Genomic DNA, 12,864 nt, shown 5'->3' on the forward strand with positions numbered 1-12,864 from the left:
CATAGGCGATCATACCCCGGTCATATTGAACCCCAGAATTGGAGGCCGTGACGATCACGCTGCCTCCACCTTGTGATTTCATATGGGGGACGGCTGCACGCGCGGCAATGAAGTGAGCGCGGACATTCAATGCCCAAGAAGCATCCATTCCATCTGGTTCCACTTCTTCCAGCGTTCCTTCGATCTGCAACCCAGCGTGAGAGTGCAACACGTCAAGCCGACCGAAGTTTTTAACTGCTTCGTCTATGGTTCTGGTAAGGGCATCGTCATCGGTCACATCAAGCTGTATGGCAGATGCTTGATTTCCCTGCGCAACGATCGCGGCCAAAGTGGCTTCAGCAAGGGTTGCATCGCGATCGGTTACCACAACATGCGCACCCTCTTGTGCCATTGCCATTGAACCCGCCCGACCAATTCCTGATCCCGCGCCCGTCACGAGCGCGACCTTACCTGCAAGCCGCATGTCACTTGGCTCCTTTATTTAATTATTCGATTTTGAGGCGCCTCGGCGCAAAAGCAGCTGCGCTGCTACGAGCAACAAGAGCGACGCGCCCATAACCATAGTGCCGATGGCATTGATCTCGGGTGTTACGCCGCGCCGGATGGATGAGAATATGTAGATTGGCAGGGTTGTTTCTGAGCCAGCTACGAAGAACGCGATGATGAAATCATCAAATGAGAAAGTGAAGCTGAGCAGGAAGCCTGCCAAAATTGCCGGTGCTATCAACGGCAGGGTCACCTGTCGAAAGGTGCCCCAGGGCGTCGCAAAGAGGTCAGCCGAAGCTTCCATGAGCGCGCGGTCCATACCCGATAGCCTTGCACGTACGATGATTATGACCAGCGCCATTGTGAACATGGTGTGTGCGGCGACAAGCGTGGGCATCCCCATGGAAAGTTGCGGGGGATTTGCTCCATCGGGCCATAGGCTTGCAAGAAGCGGGTTTAGCCAGCCGAATACGGTGACCAGGGCAATGAGTGTCGCGATGCCGATGACGATACCGGGTATCATTATCGCAATATAAATCATCGCATCAAACAAAGTTCGGAGCCATCCCTTAACCCCTTGTAAAGCGATGGCCGCCATGGTTCCGAGAGTGGATGCGAGGCAAGCAGTTATGAATGCCGCAAGCAGACTGGTCTCGAGCGCGTCCATTACAAATGGGTTGTTCAGCGCTTTACCATACCATTGGGTCGAGAACCCCATGAACTGGCTTGCGTGTCGTCCGGCATTAAAGCTGAAAAGCGCGATGATGCCGATTGGAATATAGAGAAAAAGGTAGACGCAAATCGCGTATAAGCGCATCGGACCCTCACATCAGCGAGACATCTTCGCGCTGGCCACCCAGGCGTGAGATGAATTTCATGTAAATTGAGACAGTGACAAGCATTACGACAACCAGAGTCATTGCGACCGCCGATCCGTACGCCCAGTTCCGAGACTGCAGGAACAGGTCCACCAGCGCATTTCCGACGAAAAAGACCTTTCCGCCGCCCAAGATCGCTGGGATCAGAAACTCGCCCATCAGCAAGATGAAGACCAGCATGCAGCCAGTTGCGATACCAGGTACCGACAAAGGAAGTGTCACCTGACGGAACGTACGCCATGGGGTAGAGCCGAGATCAGCCGATGCTTCCAGAAGGCGTTTATCCAGTTTGTCTAAGCTTACAAAAATCGGGAAAACCATCAGAGGTAGATACCCATAGACAATCCCGACAAGCACAGCGAACGGCGTATTTATCAGGCGGATATCATCAATGCCGATCGACTCCAGTAAAGCGGGCAAGCCACGCCCCCCAAGGATGAAAATCCAAGCGTATGACCGGATCAGGATCGATGTCCAGAACGGCACGATCACTAGGATCAACAGCGAAGTTCTCCACTTTGGTGAACAACGCACTGCAAGAAAGTAGGCGAGCGGGTAGGCAATTACCAACGCAGCGATAGTCCCCAGAGGTGCAAGGATCAAAGTGTTCTTAAACGCCGTCCATCGCGCAGGAAGGTTGGCATATTGTTCCAACGTGAACGCTGGAACGTAGCCTCCGGCGGCACCCCGTTCGCCAAAGGAAAAGACGAAGACGACCAGCAGAGGAAGGGCTAGCATTACCAAAAGCCATATTCCTGCTGGAGCCAGCAACAGTGCTTTTCTGCCTCGTTCGGTCATTTTGTCCTCGTCTTTTCCGATATTGGCGGCCTTGCCGCTTAGGCCGACTTGAAGCGGGCGAGCAACTCGGCACGGTTTGGATCGGTTAGTGTAGCCGCCGCGCCGAACTCGAGTGCATTCAGAAGGTCAGCTGCCGGATAAAGGATCGGATCTTCCAGTAGTTCCTTCGGCAGCAACGCATTGGTGCGAGCATCAGCCGATGGATAGCCGTGAGCGAGGACTTCTTTCGCATTAACTTCCGGGTTCAGCAGGAAGTCGATCAAGGCATAAGCGGCATCCATATGGGGTGCGCCCTTAGGAATAGCGTAGTAGTCGGACCAGAGTTCACCGCCCTCAGTTCCCAGAACGTAGGCGATTTCAGGCATGTCGACATTCATCTGCTTGCCGTCACCTGTCCAGCACATCGTCATCCAGGCGTCACCGTTACGCATCGGTGGCTGATAATCCGACGAGATTGCAAACAGATGCGGTTTGGCATCCAGTAACAATTTCTCGGCATCCGCCAGTTCCTTCTCATCGACCGAGTTGAAGGAGTAGCCGAAGTATTTCAGGGCATTACCGATGGTGGTGAGTTGGTAATCATGCACCATTGTCCGGCCTGAGTAACCTTCCATAGTAAGGTCCCAGAACTCTTTCCATGTGGTTGGAGTCGGAGCGCCGTCAAGCTTGCTGGTGTTCACTGCAAAGCCAGTCGTGCCCCAGTTTTTTGGGACCGCGTAAAGCTGGCCATCGACAGAACCGGCATCGGAAAAGCGCTGTTCGAATGAACCTGCGTCGTAGTTTGGCAGTTTGGACGTATCGAGCGGGATGATCAGATCTTCACCCACATACGTAGTGATCGTGTAGTTGGTTGGAACGAAAACGTCCCAGCCAGACCCTCCAGCCTGTAGTTTTGCCAACATCTCTTCATTCGAGCCAAAAACATTGACCTGAACATGGGCGCCAGTGGCTTCCGTGAAGGCTTCGAAGTTCATCTCGTCATGGTAGTTCGGCCATGTGGCGAGGATCACTCGGTCGCCAATGTCCCCGGCAGCAAATGCCGGGCGTGGACGCAACCCAGGAATGGCCGTGCCCAGAACGGCCGTTGCCATCCCAAGACCTGTCACGCCTAAGAAATGTCGCCGTGTAACCGAACCCTTTTGGTACCGGCGAAGCTCTTCCATGAACTTTTGCTTGGAAATAGTCCCATTATCCTTGGTCATTGTGAACCTCTCTGTTGTTGGATTGCGGGATTTGTTATTTTTCCAGGATCAGCAGTGCGCCTTCGCCCCATGAAACAAAGGCCTGCTCTCCTGCATTGAACGTCCCCTCGTTCAATTCCGCTTGCCTTGGCACAAGTACATGGAAATCACCCAGTGCTTCGTTGCGCGCAAGGTATTCTGTGTGCTCCCCAAGGAAGATCCGATTTTGAATGGTAACTGGCAGAGCGATTTCAGCTGTGGGTAGCGCGCGGGTCAGCGTGATCTGTTCAGGACGGATACTAACGCACACTTCCTGCCCTGCATCTATTGGAATCTCCGGAGTTCCGTGCACCTTTTGGCCACTCGCTAAACGCACAGTGATTTGGTCGGCTGCTGAGTCAGTCACAGTTGCATCAAAGAAATTTGAGGTGCCTACAAATCCAGCCACGTAGCGGCTGCGGGGCATGTCATAGAGTTCGCGTGGGCTGCCAACCTGCACAATACTGCCGCCTTCCATCACACAAATTCGGTCGGACATTGAAAGCGCTTCTTCTTGGTCGTGCGTGACGAGGACAAAAGTTATTCCCAGTTGTCGTTGCAGGTTCTGCAGTTCAAACTGCATTTCTTTTCGAAGCTTTCGATCCAGAGCAGCCATTGGTTCATCAAGCAGCAAAAGCTTGGGCTCGTTTACGATCGCACGCGCCAAAGCGACGCGTTGCTGCTGACCACCAGACATCTCCCAGATGCGACGTGGGCCAAACCCACCAAGACGGACAGTTTCCAGCGCTTGCTCAACCTTTGTCGCGATTGTTTGTTTGTCTACGCGTGGTCGTTGTTGGCGCAGGCCGTACGCGATGTTGTCGAACACGCTTAGGTGAGGAAAAAGAGCATAGTGCTGAAACACCATGTTGACTGGGCGATGGTGCGCATCCAAGTCGTTGACGACTTCTCCATCGAGCAACACCTGACCTTCGGTTGGCTTCTCGAAACCTGCCAACATTCTAAGCGCAGTGGTTTTGCCGCAACCAGATGGGCCCAAGAACGACAGGAACTCTCCTTTCCCAATGGAAAGATTCAGGTCTTTGGCGGCGACCACATTCCCGAAGGTCTTGGTCACTCCTCGGAGTTCCGCAATCGTCTGCATGGTGACGCTCATGTCAAAGCTCATATACTGCCGTTTTCCTTTTGCTTGATTTTTTGGCATTTGTTGGCATACCACTCAAACAAGGAAAAAGTAACAATAACTCGGAATAACTGTATATACCACAATTGGGGTATGGAGGTTCTTTTCGAAGATCTGGAGCGGCGTGTGTACGATTGGATGGAAGAGGCCGGCAGGGTCGTGGAGAAGATCGGAACCCCAGAGTTTCCATGTGCTTTGGCAGATGGCTTACGGCAGGTCGCACCATTCGATTTTACTGTAGTGTTTGGCCATATCGGAACCGAAGCACCAATAGACCTTCACGACGATTTCCCCAAAGGCAAACGGCGTATTTTTGTTGAGGATTACCAAGCCGGGCCCTACGTACTTGATCCATTTTTTTTGGCCGCGACAAAACCGATAACACCGGGTCTGTACCGCATGCGCGAAATCGCACCGGACAGGTTCTATCAGGGCGAATACTATCGCAGCTATTACAAAAGGACTGGGTTAGCAGAGGAGATTGGCTACTTTATCGATATCCCAGGCGCTGGGGTGGTTGTGGTCTCGCTCATGCGAGCAGAGAAGCCTTATTCCGCCAAGGAAATTCGTCATTTGCTCGCTCTATGGCCGCTCGTTCGGGCAGCCTGTTGCAAACATTGGAGTGACTTTCCAACGATGGCCCGCGGCGCCGCAGCGAATGGCGTTAGTCGTCGTGTTGATCTAGCATTCCAGGCATTTGGCGATGGCGTTCTGACGCCACGAGAACGAGAAGTCGTTGAGTTCACATTGAAGGGCCATTCGGCAGAAGCTGTTGGCACAATTCTCGGCATCTCTCCAGGCACAGTCCGCATCCACAGACGCAACATTTACGCGAAACTTAGGATCAACTCGCAGGGTGAGCTTTTTTCAAAGTTCATTGAAAAGGCGCTTTAAAAGGTTCCTTGAACACCCACTTTATCCGTTTTGCCGACCTTGCTACCTTGTGACCCGGAAAACACCAAACATTTGGACGGCACTGTCTGATAGCCAAGGAACCCAAAGGGAGAGGGTTGGGACGCCCGGGACCCAAGTTGGGCTAAATTAATACCCGAAAACGCTTTCGGGCCATTGTCTATCTAACCGGATCAGCCGTTTTAAAAATGGCTTCAAGATACGAAAGGCAAAATTTCATGGACGCACCAGTTATCCAGTTGATTTTTATGCTCATCTTGCTGGTTGTCGTGATCTGGCTTTATATCCTGCCGATCACGATGGCAGGGCGGCGCAACCGGTCTGGTTTGATCTGGTTCCTGATCGGTCTGGTTGGATCACCCCTTTTGGCTATTCTTTTGCTGCTGGCTCTGGGTGACGCACCCGAACAACCAACAACCTAATTTTGGGACGATACCATCTGACACTCAAAAGGGCTTAACCGGAGGGTATCTGGACGCTCGTGAGCCATAACGTCCTGCTCAGCATGTTATAAGGGTGCCAATTGAGACACTATACTTCAGGCAGTGAAGACAACTAATCCTTCTCACTCTCCACTACCGTGTACTGTAAACCCAAGGTCGGCCGATTTATTTAGAGAATCATAGACCGCTTTGTCCCGCATCACAGTCATTCGAACAACCTTCCGCGAACTACCGCTTCGAGCCCGAAGCGGACCATCACTTAAGACGGTCAAGACCGCCAATTCATGGCATGCAAAACGCTTGTGCCTTGTTGACCCGGCAGCTCAAATTCGCCCAAAAGTTCAAACTTTAGGTTTGGATCATCACCAACCAATGCACGCGTCACGTCAGATACAAGAACCTCGCCTCGACTAGCAACAGCCGCGATACGAGCGGCAATATTGACAACCGAGCCAAAGAAATCCTCATGGGACTGCACTACATCGCCAGTGTGAATTCCAACTCTGACGGCGAGCCGGGGCTCGGCAATTTCGTTCGCCAGATCACGCTGAATTTTACCTGCTGCCGACATTGCAGATCGAGCGGACGCGAAAGACGACATCGTACCGTCGCCTAGTGTTTTGACGAATTGGCCTCCATTTGCTTCAACGATCTGTTTTAATGCCGCAAAATGAGCATTGATCTTCGCAGACCACGCGCGGTCACCCAGTGTGTTTGCGATGACGGAGGATGCCACGACATCCGTAAACATGACTGAAGCAAGTCCTTCGGTTTGGCCTAACGACATACTCTCACGCGCTGCCTCGGCCAGTTGAGACATTGACGTCTGCTCCATCCCCAGTATGACTTGATTGGGTATTGGCACAGAGCCGTGCCGATTAATGATTTTCCAGCTCCCTTGCTCCAGTGCGAAAATCAGCGTTTCGCGAAATTCGAACGGTTTTTCGGACCTGCCCACTAAAGTGACCTTGTTAATGACGGTGGCCCATCCGATGTCGCCTGCTTCAAAGGCTTCCGCGAAAAGCTCCTCCATGTGCAGAATATCTGGCTTATCTTGAAAATACGCGGCGACAGCGTCTCTTACTTCCTGCCCGCTCCAGTTCTCGCCGCTCGCCGACCCGAGAAAGCTAAGGTTTTCACTATTGGACAAAAAATTGGGCAAAGCGATCTGATTACCACTGCTGTTGTTCATGTACCAGCGGCGCGAAATAGCAAGCAGTTCTGGAGAAGGCTTGATCACAAGTTTCTTTCCAAGAGGCCGCAGTTTGCTATCGCTGTCGCGGCAGTTCAGCAAACGGTTGTTGCTTAATGAATACCGGAATTGCCTTGCAACTCAAAGGGCAACTTTGTCCGCATCACGACCATATTCTCGGGAAACCCAACCACTGCAACGTCAAGAAGAACCGTCTGCACCGCGCCGAGCCATTACGTGGTCCATAGTTAGACTAAGCACCTCGACTTCGTCCTGATTGTAGGTTCGGTAGCGGAACCGGACGGTTCCCCGGTCAGGTTTTGAACGCGACGGCGTGAGCACCTCGACCGTGACGCGCGCATGAAGCGTGTCGCCGGGAAAAACAGGGGCGAGCCACCGCACCTCGTCCATACCATGCCCGCCCATGTTGGTTCCGGTTAGAACGCCAGTGTCACGAAATAGCCGGAAGGTGAGCGCGATGGTTTGAAAACCACTTGCAATGATCCCGCCGAAAATCGAACCTTTTGCCGCCACCTTATTTACATGGAAAGGCTGGGGGTCGTGCATAAGTGCGAAGTCGACAATCGCGCCCTCGGTGAGTGTGATTCCACCGGTCTCGAACGTATCATTGACAGACAGATCGTCGAAGTATTTGCCGCTAACCATACACAAAGAATAGACGGTAAATGTTCGCGCATCAACGAAGACCCTAGCTCTTTGTAAGCAGAACAGTCGTGCCAGCGAACATCCGAGAACGCCCGCTTCAAGCCCACCACGGACTTAGTTTAGATGGCAAATGTGGAGTACGACAGATGTACGGCGCCTAGCTCGTTAGGGGGCTGAGCGCACCGGTCAGGGACACTTTGCCCTAGTGGAACGCTCCCAAAGAGCCAAAGCGAGCGTCATCGGCTGGCTCGTTTTGGCGAGTATGATTCATGTGTTAGATTATACTTATTTGAACTTGGGGGGGAGATATCGTGTCAGATGAAGAAAAAATCCGCGCCTTGGTCCGCGATCACTTCGAAGGCATGAAATGGAACAATCAGGAAGAGCCGGATTGGGAACGCTTCCGGGGAGACTTCTTACCAGGAGCGATTTTATGCGGAGCAGCTCGACCGGCGCAATTGCGATCACTGGATGAATTCATCGAGCGTATGGAAGCGGTGGCGCGGAAAAACCTTGAATCTTTTGAAGAGCAAACGCGGAGTATGAAGATACTTAAGTTCGGGAGCATCGCAGTCGTGCTTGCGGTGTCGGAGCTTTTGGAAGACGGCACGGATGTGAGCCAAGACGTGAGTGGATATCTTCTCGTAAAATCTGACGACGACTGGAAAATTATCGCGCACACTTGGGATCAAGCTGGCGATGACGAACTGTCACTTAAGAGGTTGGACCTGCAACCGGCAGTCTGAAATTGACATCGTCTGTTTGTACGCGCCGATTAAATACAGAACTCGCGGGTTTTAGAATTATTGGAGTTCAGATTTGACGGAAATGACTTTCGTTCTGGAAAGCACTCTCAAGTGCCCTGAGTGTGGACATGCTAAGGTGGAAACCATGCCGACGGACGCATGCCAGTGGTTCTACGAGTGCACTTCATGTGGCAAGGTCTTTAAGCCGTTACCCGGCGATTGTTGCGTGTTTTGCTCTTACGGGACGGTAGCTTGTCCGCCGATCCAAGAAGGTGGCACATGCTGTGGATAATCGCGGGGAAACACCTCCAGAAATATCATCTGCTATGCCAGTCGAACTGCGCATTTTTGTACCGGTGGCGATCCGCGCAATCATGAATAACCTCGTTCCGCGCTTGGAAACGGTAACGGGTGCAGCAGTCACTCAGTTGGTTGATCTAAACCCCGCGATACCGGAGCGCATCTCGGCGGATGAAGCTTATGACATCGGCTTGACTAATCCCCCTTACGCTAAGGCGCTCGTAAAAGATGGAAAAGCAGATGCAGCCAGTCACCGAGCTTTTGGCCGTGTGCCCCTTGCCGTTGGCCGAAAAGAGAAAACCGAAGGCTCAATCAGAAAAGACGTGGAGACTATCAGAGCCCTTTTGCATGAAGTCGATAGCATCGCCTACACGGGTGCAGGCACAAGTGGCCGCACCTACCTCGATTTGATCGAGCGGCTGGATCTGAGTACTGTGCTTTTACCCAAGAGCCTAGCCATGGGTGGTGGCGAGCCAGTCGCATCCGTCGCCGCCGGGGAAGTTGAGCTTGCAGTCGCTCCGCTGACTACGGTGCTTTCAACACCGGGGGTGGTTCCTGCGGCAATCCTACCGGAGGAGCTTGGGACTCATATCGATATGTCAATATTCTTGAGCACAACGCCCCCGAGCAGCGCGGCCCTTGCGCTAGAATTTTTGACGGCGAACGAACTCGACGATGAACTAGCCGCCGCGGGTGTTCTGCGGTTCGAGTTGGATTAAACGCGGATCGACAGAGTCGCGCTATTTCTGCAAGGTGTTCGCGATTACAGCCATAATCTAGACATCCGCAACAATTCTAGCAGGCGGCCGTTTTAAGCCAAAGCGGCCGCCCCAAGCTCCTTACCCGACTTGGTCTGCTTCGAGGCTAAAAGGGGTAAAGACAGCAAGTTGGTTTCAGGGTTCTCCTGGCATTGGAGCTGCGTTTACTTCGATAGTGTTGAGATCGGGATCAAGCAGATAGAGTTGTGGGAACCCGGCGAGACCTTCACGCAGAATAACTAGTCTTTTTTTGTCACCCGCTGGCAAATCCTCGCTATATCCAGCCGCCTCCAAGCGATCGACCATTTCTTCAAAGTCGTCGGTGCAGAATGCAAAGTGTACGTCGGCAATGTCAGGAGAAGATTTGGTGCGATAGGTTCCAGCATCGTTCAGCACCAGGTGAATTTGGCGATCGTGACATGCCAACCAAACTCCGGGAGTCGAAAATGGTGGGCGGTCAAGGCGTTCCAGGTTGAAAAGACTTTCGTAGAAGGAAGCTGACTCCTCAACATCCCTGACGGGATACGAAACATGATGAAGTAGTATTTTGGGCATGAAATGTCACTTCTCAAAGTCTTCGATACGATAAATAGCAGATGTGGCATCAAATGTCCGGTTCGTCCGCAATTCGGACATCGATCGATTTTCCCCGAACAACCGCTCAGCGGGACTTTCCCGCCGTTCGCCTTGCGCCTCTATACGGCCGCTATCTGCGCATTCCGGACGCTTCTTGCTTCTGAATCGAGGATCGGATTGCACAGAGAGCTGCCTTTGAGCAACAACGTATTCAGGACATAGTTCGGGACGGAATACGATCATCCATTCCGACCTCGCGTCAGGCTGAGAATGCCGCGTCGATTGACCGTTGCGAGGCGACTGCGATGTGCTGTACTCATTGGATCGAGCTATGCGGCCCTGCGTGGAGGATGCGAGGACGTCACATTGCCATTCTGAAAGATATTTCGACAGTGAGCGAGGACGACGCTTCGCTTTGGATGGAGATGATTATGCGGATTTTCACATTTCTGCTCTGCACGGCAGCAATTGGTTGTTCCAGCGGCGCGTTCGCCCAAGATAGCGGTTCTGACACGACGCCCAATGCCGTGCTCATACGCGGCGCAAAGATCTTCACAGGATGTTCTCCCGACCTCTTGGAAGGTCAGGACGTCTTCATCGCGGGCCAACTGATCTCGCGTATCGGGCCAGATCTCGAACCGCCAGAGTTCGCCACCGTGATCGACGCCAACGGGCGCGTACTCATGCCCGGCCTGATCGACGCGCATTGGCATGGCGTTTTTGCGACCGCAACAATTGCCCAACTCGCCGCAACCAATGAGGGCTACTGGAACCTTCAGGCCTCGGTCGCACAGCGCGACACGCTCTACCGCGGGTTCACCACAGTGCGCGACGCCGGCGGTCCGATGTTCGACATCGCCCGTGCGACCAATGAGGGGATCATCGAAGGCCCTAGGGTATTCCCGGCCGGTCCCGGCATCTCGCAGACCGCCGGCCATCAGGATTTTCGCCAGACCAAGGATGTGCCTGCTACGCCAGACAAGCTGCATCCCATGGAAACCTCCGACATGTTCTACATAGCGGACGGGATCCCGGTCGTTCTCAAGCGCGTGCGCGAGAACCTGATGCAGGGCGCGACCCAGATCAAGCTGATGGCCGGTGGCGGTGTAACCTCGTCCTACGACCCGATCCACACCAAGCAATTCACGCTTGCGGAGCTGGAAGCGGCGGTTGAGGCGGCGGAGAACTGGGGCACCTACGTCATGACCCACGCGATCAATGACGAGGCGGTGAACCATTCCATCGACGCAGGTGTCAAAAGCATCGAGCACGGGCACATGTCGACGCGCGAGACGCTGCAACGCTTCGTCGAAAACGATGTCTGGCTCAGTATGCAGCCCTTCCTCGACGACGAGGACGCCCCGACCCTGAACACGTTCCAACAGGCGAAGTACAAGTTCGTTACGGACGGCACCGATTTCGTCTATCGCACGGCAAAGGAACTCGGCGTCAAGATCGCCTTTGGCACAGACACGCTCTTCAGCGCCGATCTGGCCGCGCGGCAGGGCGCACAGCTTGCCAAGTTGCAGACATGGTTCACGCCCTACGAGGCGCTCAAGATGGCGACCTGCGACAACGCGGAACTGCTGAAACTCGGGCAGAAACTCACGCCCTATCCGATGGGTCCGCTCGGCGTGGTCGAAGAAGGCGCCTACGCCGACTTGATCCTCGTTGACGGCAACCCGCTGGAGAACCTCGACCTCGTCAGCGATCCGGAGAACAATTTCGACGTCATCATGAAAGACGGTGTTATCTACAAGAACACTCTGGACTAACAAAGTATTGGGCGGCTCGATGTGAAACCGCCTATTCCTACAGTCATTTTGGGTTCCGAACCGTCTTCCAACCGATTTAGTCGGATGTCTGCTCAGTCGGCATTCTGCCCGTTCGTGACAAAAGCTGCATCGGTCGGGAAGGGCTCTCACCCGTCGTTGGCGAGGCCTTGGCTGTCCGTCTGGTTTCAGAAAGCGAACGGCATCTTATGCCGTTCGCCGATCGTTTACATGTCGATCTTCTCGGCGATTGCCAACGCATCTTCGAGCTCGACCCCAAGGTATCGAACCGTGCTGTCTACCTTGGTGTGTCCGAGCAGGAGCTGGACCGCACGAAGGTTGCCGGTCTTTCGATAGATTTGAGCGGCTTTGGTGCGCCTTAGCGAATGCGTGCCGTATCCGCTCGGGTCCAAGCCGATCGCGGACACCCAGTCCCGGACAAGCCGCGCGTACTGCCGGGTCGATACATGCGGTCGATCATGGATCCTGCTGGGAAACAGAAACACACACCCGAACATCTCAGGAGACGAAACCCAGTTCCAGATGGACTCACGCGTGTTTTCAGAGACCTCGAACTGGACTGGTCGTTGTGTCTTGCTTTGGATGATAGAGACACGATCGCGGACACTGCCCCCAATCACGAATTCGGCGACCTTCAACCGGACGAGATCGCAGCCACGCAACTTGCTGTCGATCGCGAGGTTGAACAGGGCTAGGTCCCGGAGATTCCCCGCCATTTCGAGGCGGGTGCGAATCGCCCATACCTGCTTTGGGAGCAGCGGGCGCTTCTGGCCAACAAGCCGCCCTTTGTTCCACGGGCGGCGTTTCGGTTTGACAGCGGGAAGTTGGACTTTGGACATGAGGTCTTGTCAGAAGAACTTGTCTTGAGGCAGGCAGGACGGTTGCGTAGCTTTTGCCCATGACCAAACCTGCCTCTTTCAAGTACTTCAAAACCAGTCCCGAGGTCATCCGC

The 12,864-nt window shown here is 53.7% G+C and carries 15 protein-coding genes; 6 read left to right on the forward strand and 9 right to left on the reverse strand.

Annotated elements, in window-relative coordinates:
* The 5 genes from AC2FML_RS19020 to AC2FML_RS19040 all read right to left on the reverse strand — a co-directional run.
* Positions 1 to 463: SDR family NAD(P)-dependent oxidoreductase (locus tag AC2FML_RS19020; RefSeq protein WP_496784082.1), on the reverse strand; the 463-nt coding region annotated here is incomplete at its 3' end.
* 18 nt (positions 464 to 481) lie between these two features.
* On the reverse strand, positions 482 to 1,303 hold the full coding sequence (locus AC2FML_RS19025) for an ABC transporter permease (protein ID WP_010442232.1): 822 nt from the start codon (positions 1,301 to 1,303) through the stop codon (positions 482 to 484).
* Positions 1,304 to 1,310: 7 nt separating this feature from the next.
* A complete protein-coding gene (locus AC2FML_RS19030; RefSeq protein WP_093962199.1) occupies positions 1,311 to 2,162 on the reverse strand; it encodes an ABC transporter permease in 852 nt (283 codons plus the stop codon).
* Positions 2,163 to 2,200: 38 nt separating this feature from the next.
* On the reverse strand, positions 2,201 to 3,364 hold the full coding sequence (locus AC2FML_RS19035; protein WP_093962198.1) for an ABC transporter substrate-binding protein: 1,164 nt from the start codon (positions 3,362 to 3,364) through the stop codon (positions 2,201 to 2,203).
* A gap of 34 nt (positions 3,365 to 3,398) precedes the next feature.
* Positions 3,399 to 4,499 carry an ABC transporter ATP-binding protein gene (locus AC2FML_RS19040; protein WP_237216008.1) on the reverse strand — a complete coding sequence of 367 codons (1,101 nt, stop codon included), beginning with the start codon at positions 4,497 to 4,499 and terminating at the stop codon, positions 3,399 to 3,401.
* Between the two features lie 153 nt (positions 4,500 to 4,652).
* Between AC2FML_RS19040 and AC2FML_RS19045 the strand changes: the two genes are divergently transcribed.
* Together AC2FML_RS19045 and AC2FML_RS19050 are read left to right on the forward strand one after the other, a co-directional pair.
* Positions 4,653 to 5,420: a helix-turn-helix transcriptional regulator gene (locus tag AC2FML_RS19045; RefSeq protein ID WP_496784083.1), complete on the forward strand. Its 768-nt coding sequence runs from the start codon at positions 4,653 to 4,655 to the stop codon at positions 5,418 to 5,420.
* Between the two features lie 236 nt (positions 5,421 to 5,656).
* Entirely contained in the window at positions 5,657 to 5,860 is a 204-nt protein-coding gene (locus AC2FML_RS19050; protein ID WP_058283652.1) for a hypothetical protein, read from the forward strand.
* A gap of 289 nt (positions 5,861 to 6,149) precedes the next feature.
* On the opposite strand, the gene AC2FML_RS19055 is transcribed toward AC2FML_RS19050, so the two are convergent.
* Positions 6,150 to 7,121, reverse strand: a complete 972-nt coding sequence (locus tag AC2FML_RS19055) for an adenylate/guanylate cyclase domain-containing protein (protein WP_209599141.1) — start codon at positions 7,119 to 7,121, stop codon at positions 6,150 to 6,152.
* A 153-nt stretch (positions 7,122 to 7,274) separates the two neighbouring features.
* Positions 7,275 to 7,739, reverse strand: a complete 465-nt coding sequence (locus tag AC2FML_RS19060) for a MaoC family dehydratase (RefSeq protein WP_496784084.1) — start codon at positions 7,737 to 7,739, stop codon at positions 7,275 to 7,277.
* Between the two features lie 311 nt (positions 7,740 to 8,050).
* On the opposite strand from AC2FML_RS19060, the gene AC2FML_RS19065 reads away from it, so the two are divergent.
* The 3 genes from AC2FML_RS19065 to AC2FML_RS19075 all read left to right on the forward strand — a co-directional run bounded on the left by AC2FML_RS19065 (position 8,051) and on the right by AC2FML_RS19075 (position 9,504).
* Complete coding sequence (locus AC2FML_RS19065; RefSeq protein WP_209599139.1) at positions 8,051 to 8,485, forward strand: nuclear transport factor 2 family protein; 435 nt, start codon at positions 8,051 to 8,053, stop codon at positions 8,483 to 8,485.
* Between the two features lie 82 nt (positions 8,486 to 8,567).
* The gene (locus AC2FML_RS19070) at positions 8,568 to 8,777 is read left to right on the forward strand and encodes a GDCCVxC domain-containing (seleno)protein (RefSeq protein ID WP_496784087.1); all 210 of its coding nucleotides are present in this window, start codon (positions 8,568 to 8,570) and stop codon (positions 8,775 to 8,777) included.
* 34 nt (positions 8,778 to 8,811) lie between these two features.
* The gene (locus tag AC2FML_RS19075; protein ID WP_209599138.1) at positions 8,812 to 9,504 is read left to right on the forward strand and encodes a substrate-binding domain-containing protein; all 693 of its coding nucleotides are present in this window, start codon (positions 8,812 to 8,814) and stop codon (positions 9,502 to 9,504) included.
* A 174-nt stretch (positions 9,505 to 9,678) separates the two neighbouring features.
* Here the strand turns inward: AC2FML_RS19075 and AC2FML_RS19080 are convergent, their stop codons facing one another.
* Entirely contained in the window at positions 9,679 to 10,098 is a 420-nt protein-coding gene (locus AC2FML_RS19080; RefSeq protein ID WP_209599137.1) for a VOC family protein, read from the reverse strand.
* A gap of 413 nt (positions 10,099 to 10,511) precedes the next feature.
* Between AC2FML_RS19080 and AC2FML_RS19085 the strand changes: the two genes are divergently transcribed.
* Complete coding sequence (locus tag AC2FML_RS19085; RefSeq protein WP_496784085.1) at positions 10,512 to 11,894, forward strand: metal-dependent hydrolase family protein; 1,383 nt, start codon at positions 10,512 to 10,514, stop codon at positions 11,892 to 11,894.
* A 224-nt stretch (positions 11,895 to 12,118) separates the two neighbouring features.
* On the opposite strand, the gene AC2FML_RS19090 is transcribed toward AC2FML_RS19085, so the two are convergent.
* Positions 12,119 to 12,751, reverse strand: a complete 633-nt coding sequence (locus AC2FML_RS19090) for a tyrosine-type recombinase/integrase (RefSeq protein WP_496784086.1) — start codon at positions 12,749 to 12,751, stop codon at positions 12,119 to 12,121.
* Between the last annotated feature and the right edge of the window lie 113 nt (positions 12,752 to 12,864).

Source organism: Ruegeria sp. BHSC029, assembly GCF_059613085.1.

Bases quoted from the DNA above. Each gene is read 5' to 3' on its own strand.
- AC2FML_RS19050 (WP_058283652.1), top strand. From the start codon at position 5,657: ATGGACGCACCAGTTATCCAGTTGATTTTTATGCTCATCTTGCTGGTT.
- AC2FML_RS19025 (WP_010442232.1), bottom strand. From the start codon at position 1,303: ATGCGCTTATACGCGATTTGCGTCTACCTTTTTCTCTATATTCCAATC.
- AC2FML_RS19075 (WP_209599138.1), top strand. From the start codon at position 8,812: ATGCCAGTCGAACTGCGCATTTTTGTACCGGTGGCGATCCGCGCAATC.
- AC2FML_RS19035 (WP_093962198.1), bottom strand. From the start codon at position 3,364: ATGACCAAGGATAATGGGACTATTTCCAAGCAAAAGTTCATGGAAGAG.
- AC2FML_RS19030 (WP_093962199.1), bottom strand. From the start codon at position 2,162: ATGACCGAACGAGGCAGAAAAGCACTGTTGCTGGCTCCAGCAGGAATA.
- AC2FML_RS19060 (WP_496784084.1), bottom strand. From the start codon at position 7,739: ATGGTTAGCGGCAAATACTTCGACGATCTGTCTGTCAATGATACGTTC.
- AC2FML_RS19040 (WP_237216008.1), bottom strand. From the start codon at position 4,499: ATGAGCGTCACCATGCAGACGATTGCGGAACTCCGAGGAGTGACCAAG.
- AC2FML_RS19070 (WP_496784087.1), top strand. From the start codon at position 8,568: ATGACTTTCGTTCTGGAAAGCACTCTCAAGTGCCCTGAGTGTGGACAT.
- AC2FML_RS19090 (WP_496784086.1), bottom strand. From the start codon at position 12,751: ATGTCCAAAGTCCAACTTCCCGCTGTCAAACCGAAACGCCGCCCGTGG.
- AC2FML_RS19080 (WP_209599137.1), bottom strand. From the start codon at position 10,098: ATGCCCAAAATACTACTTCATCATGTTTCGTATCCCGTCAGGGATGTT.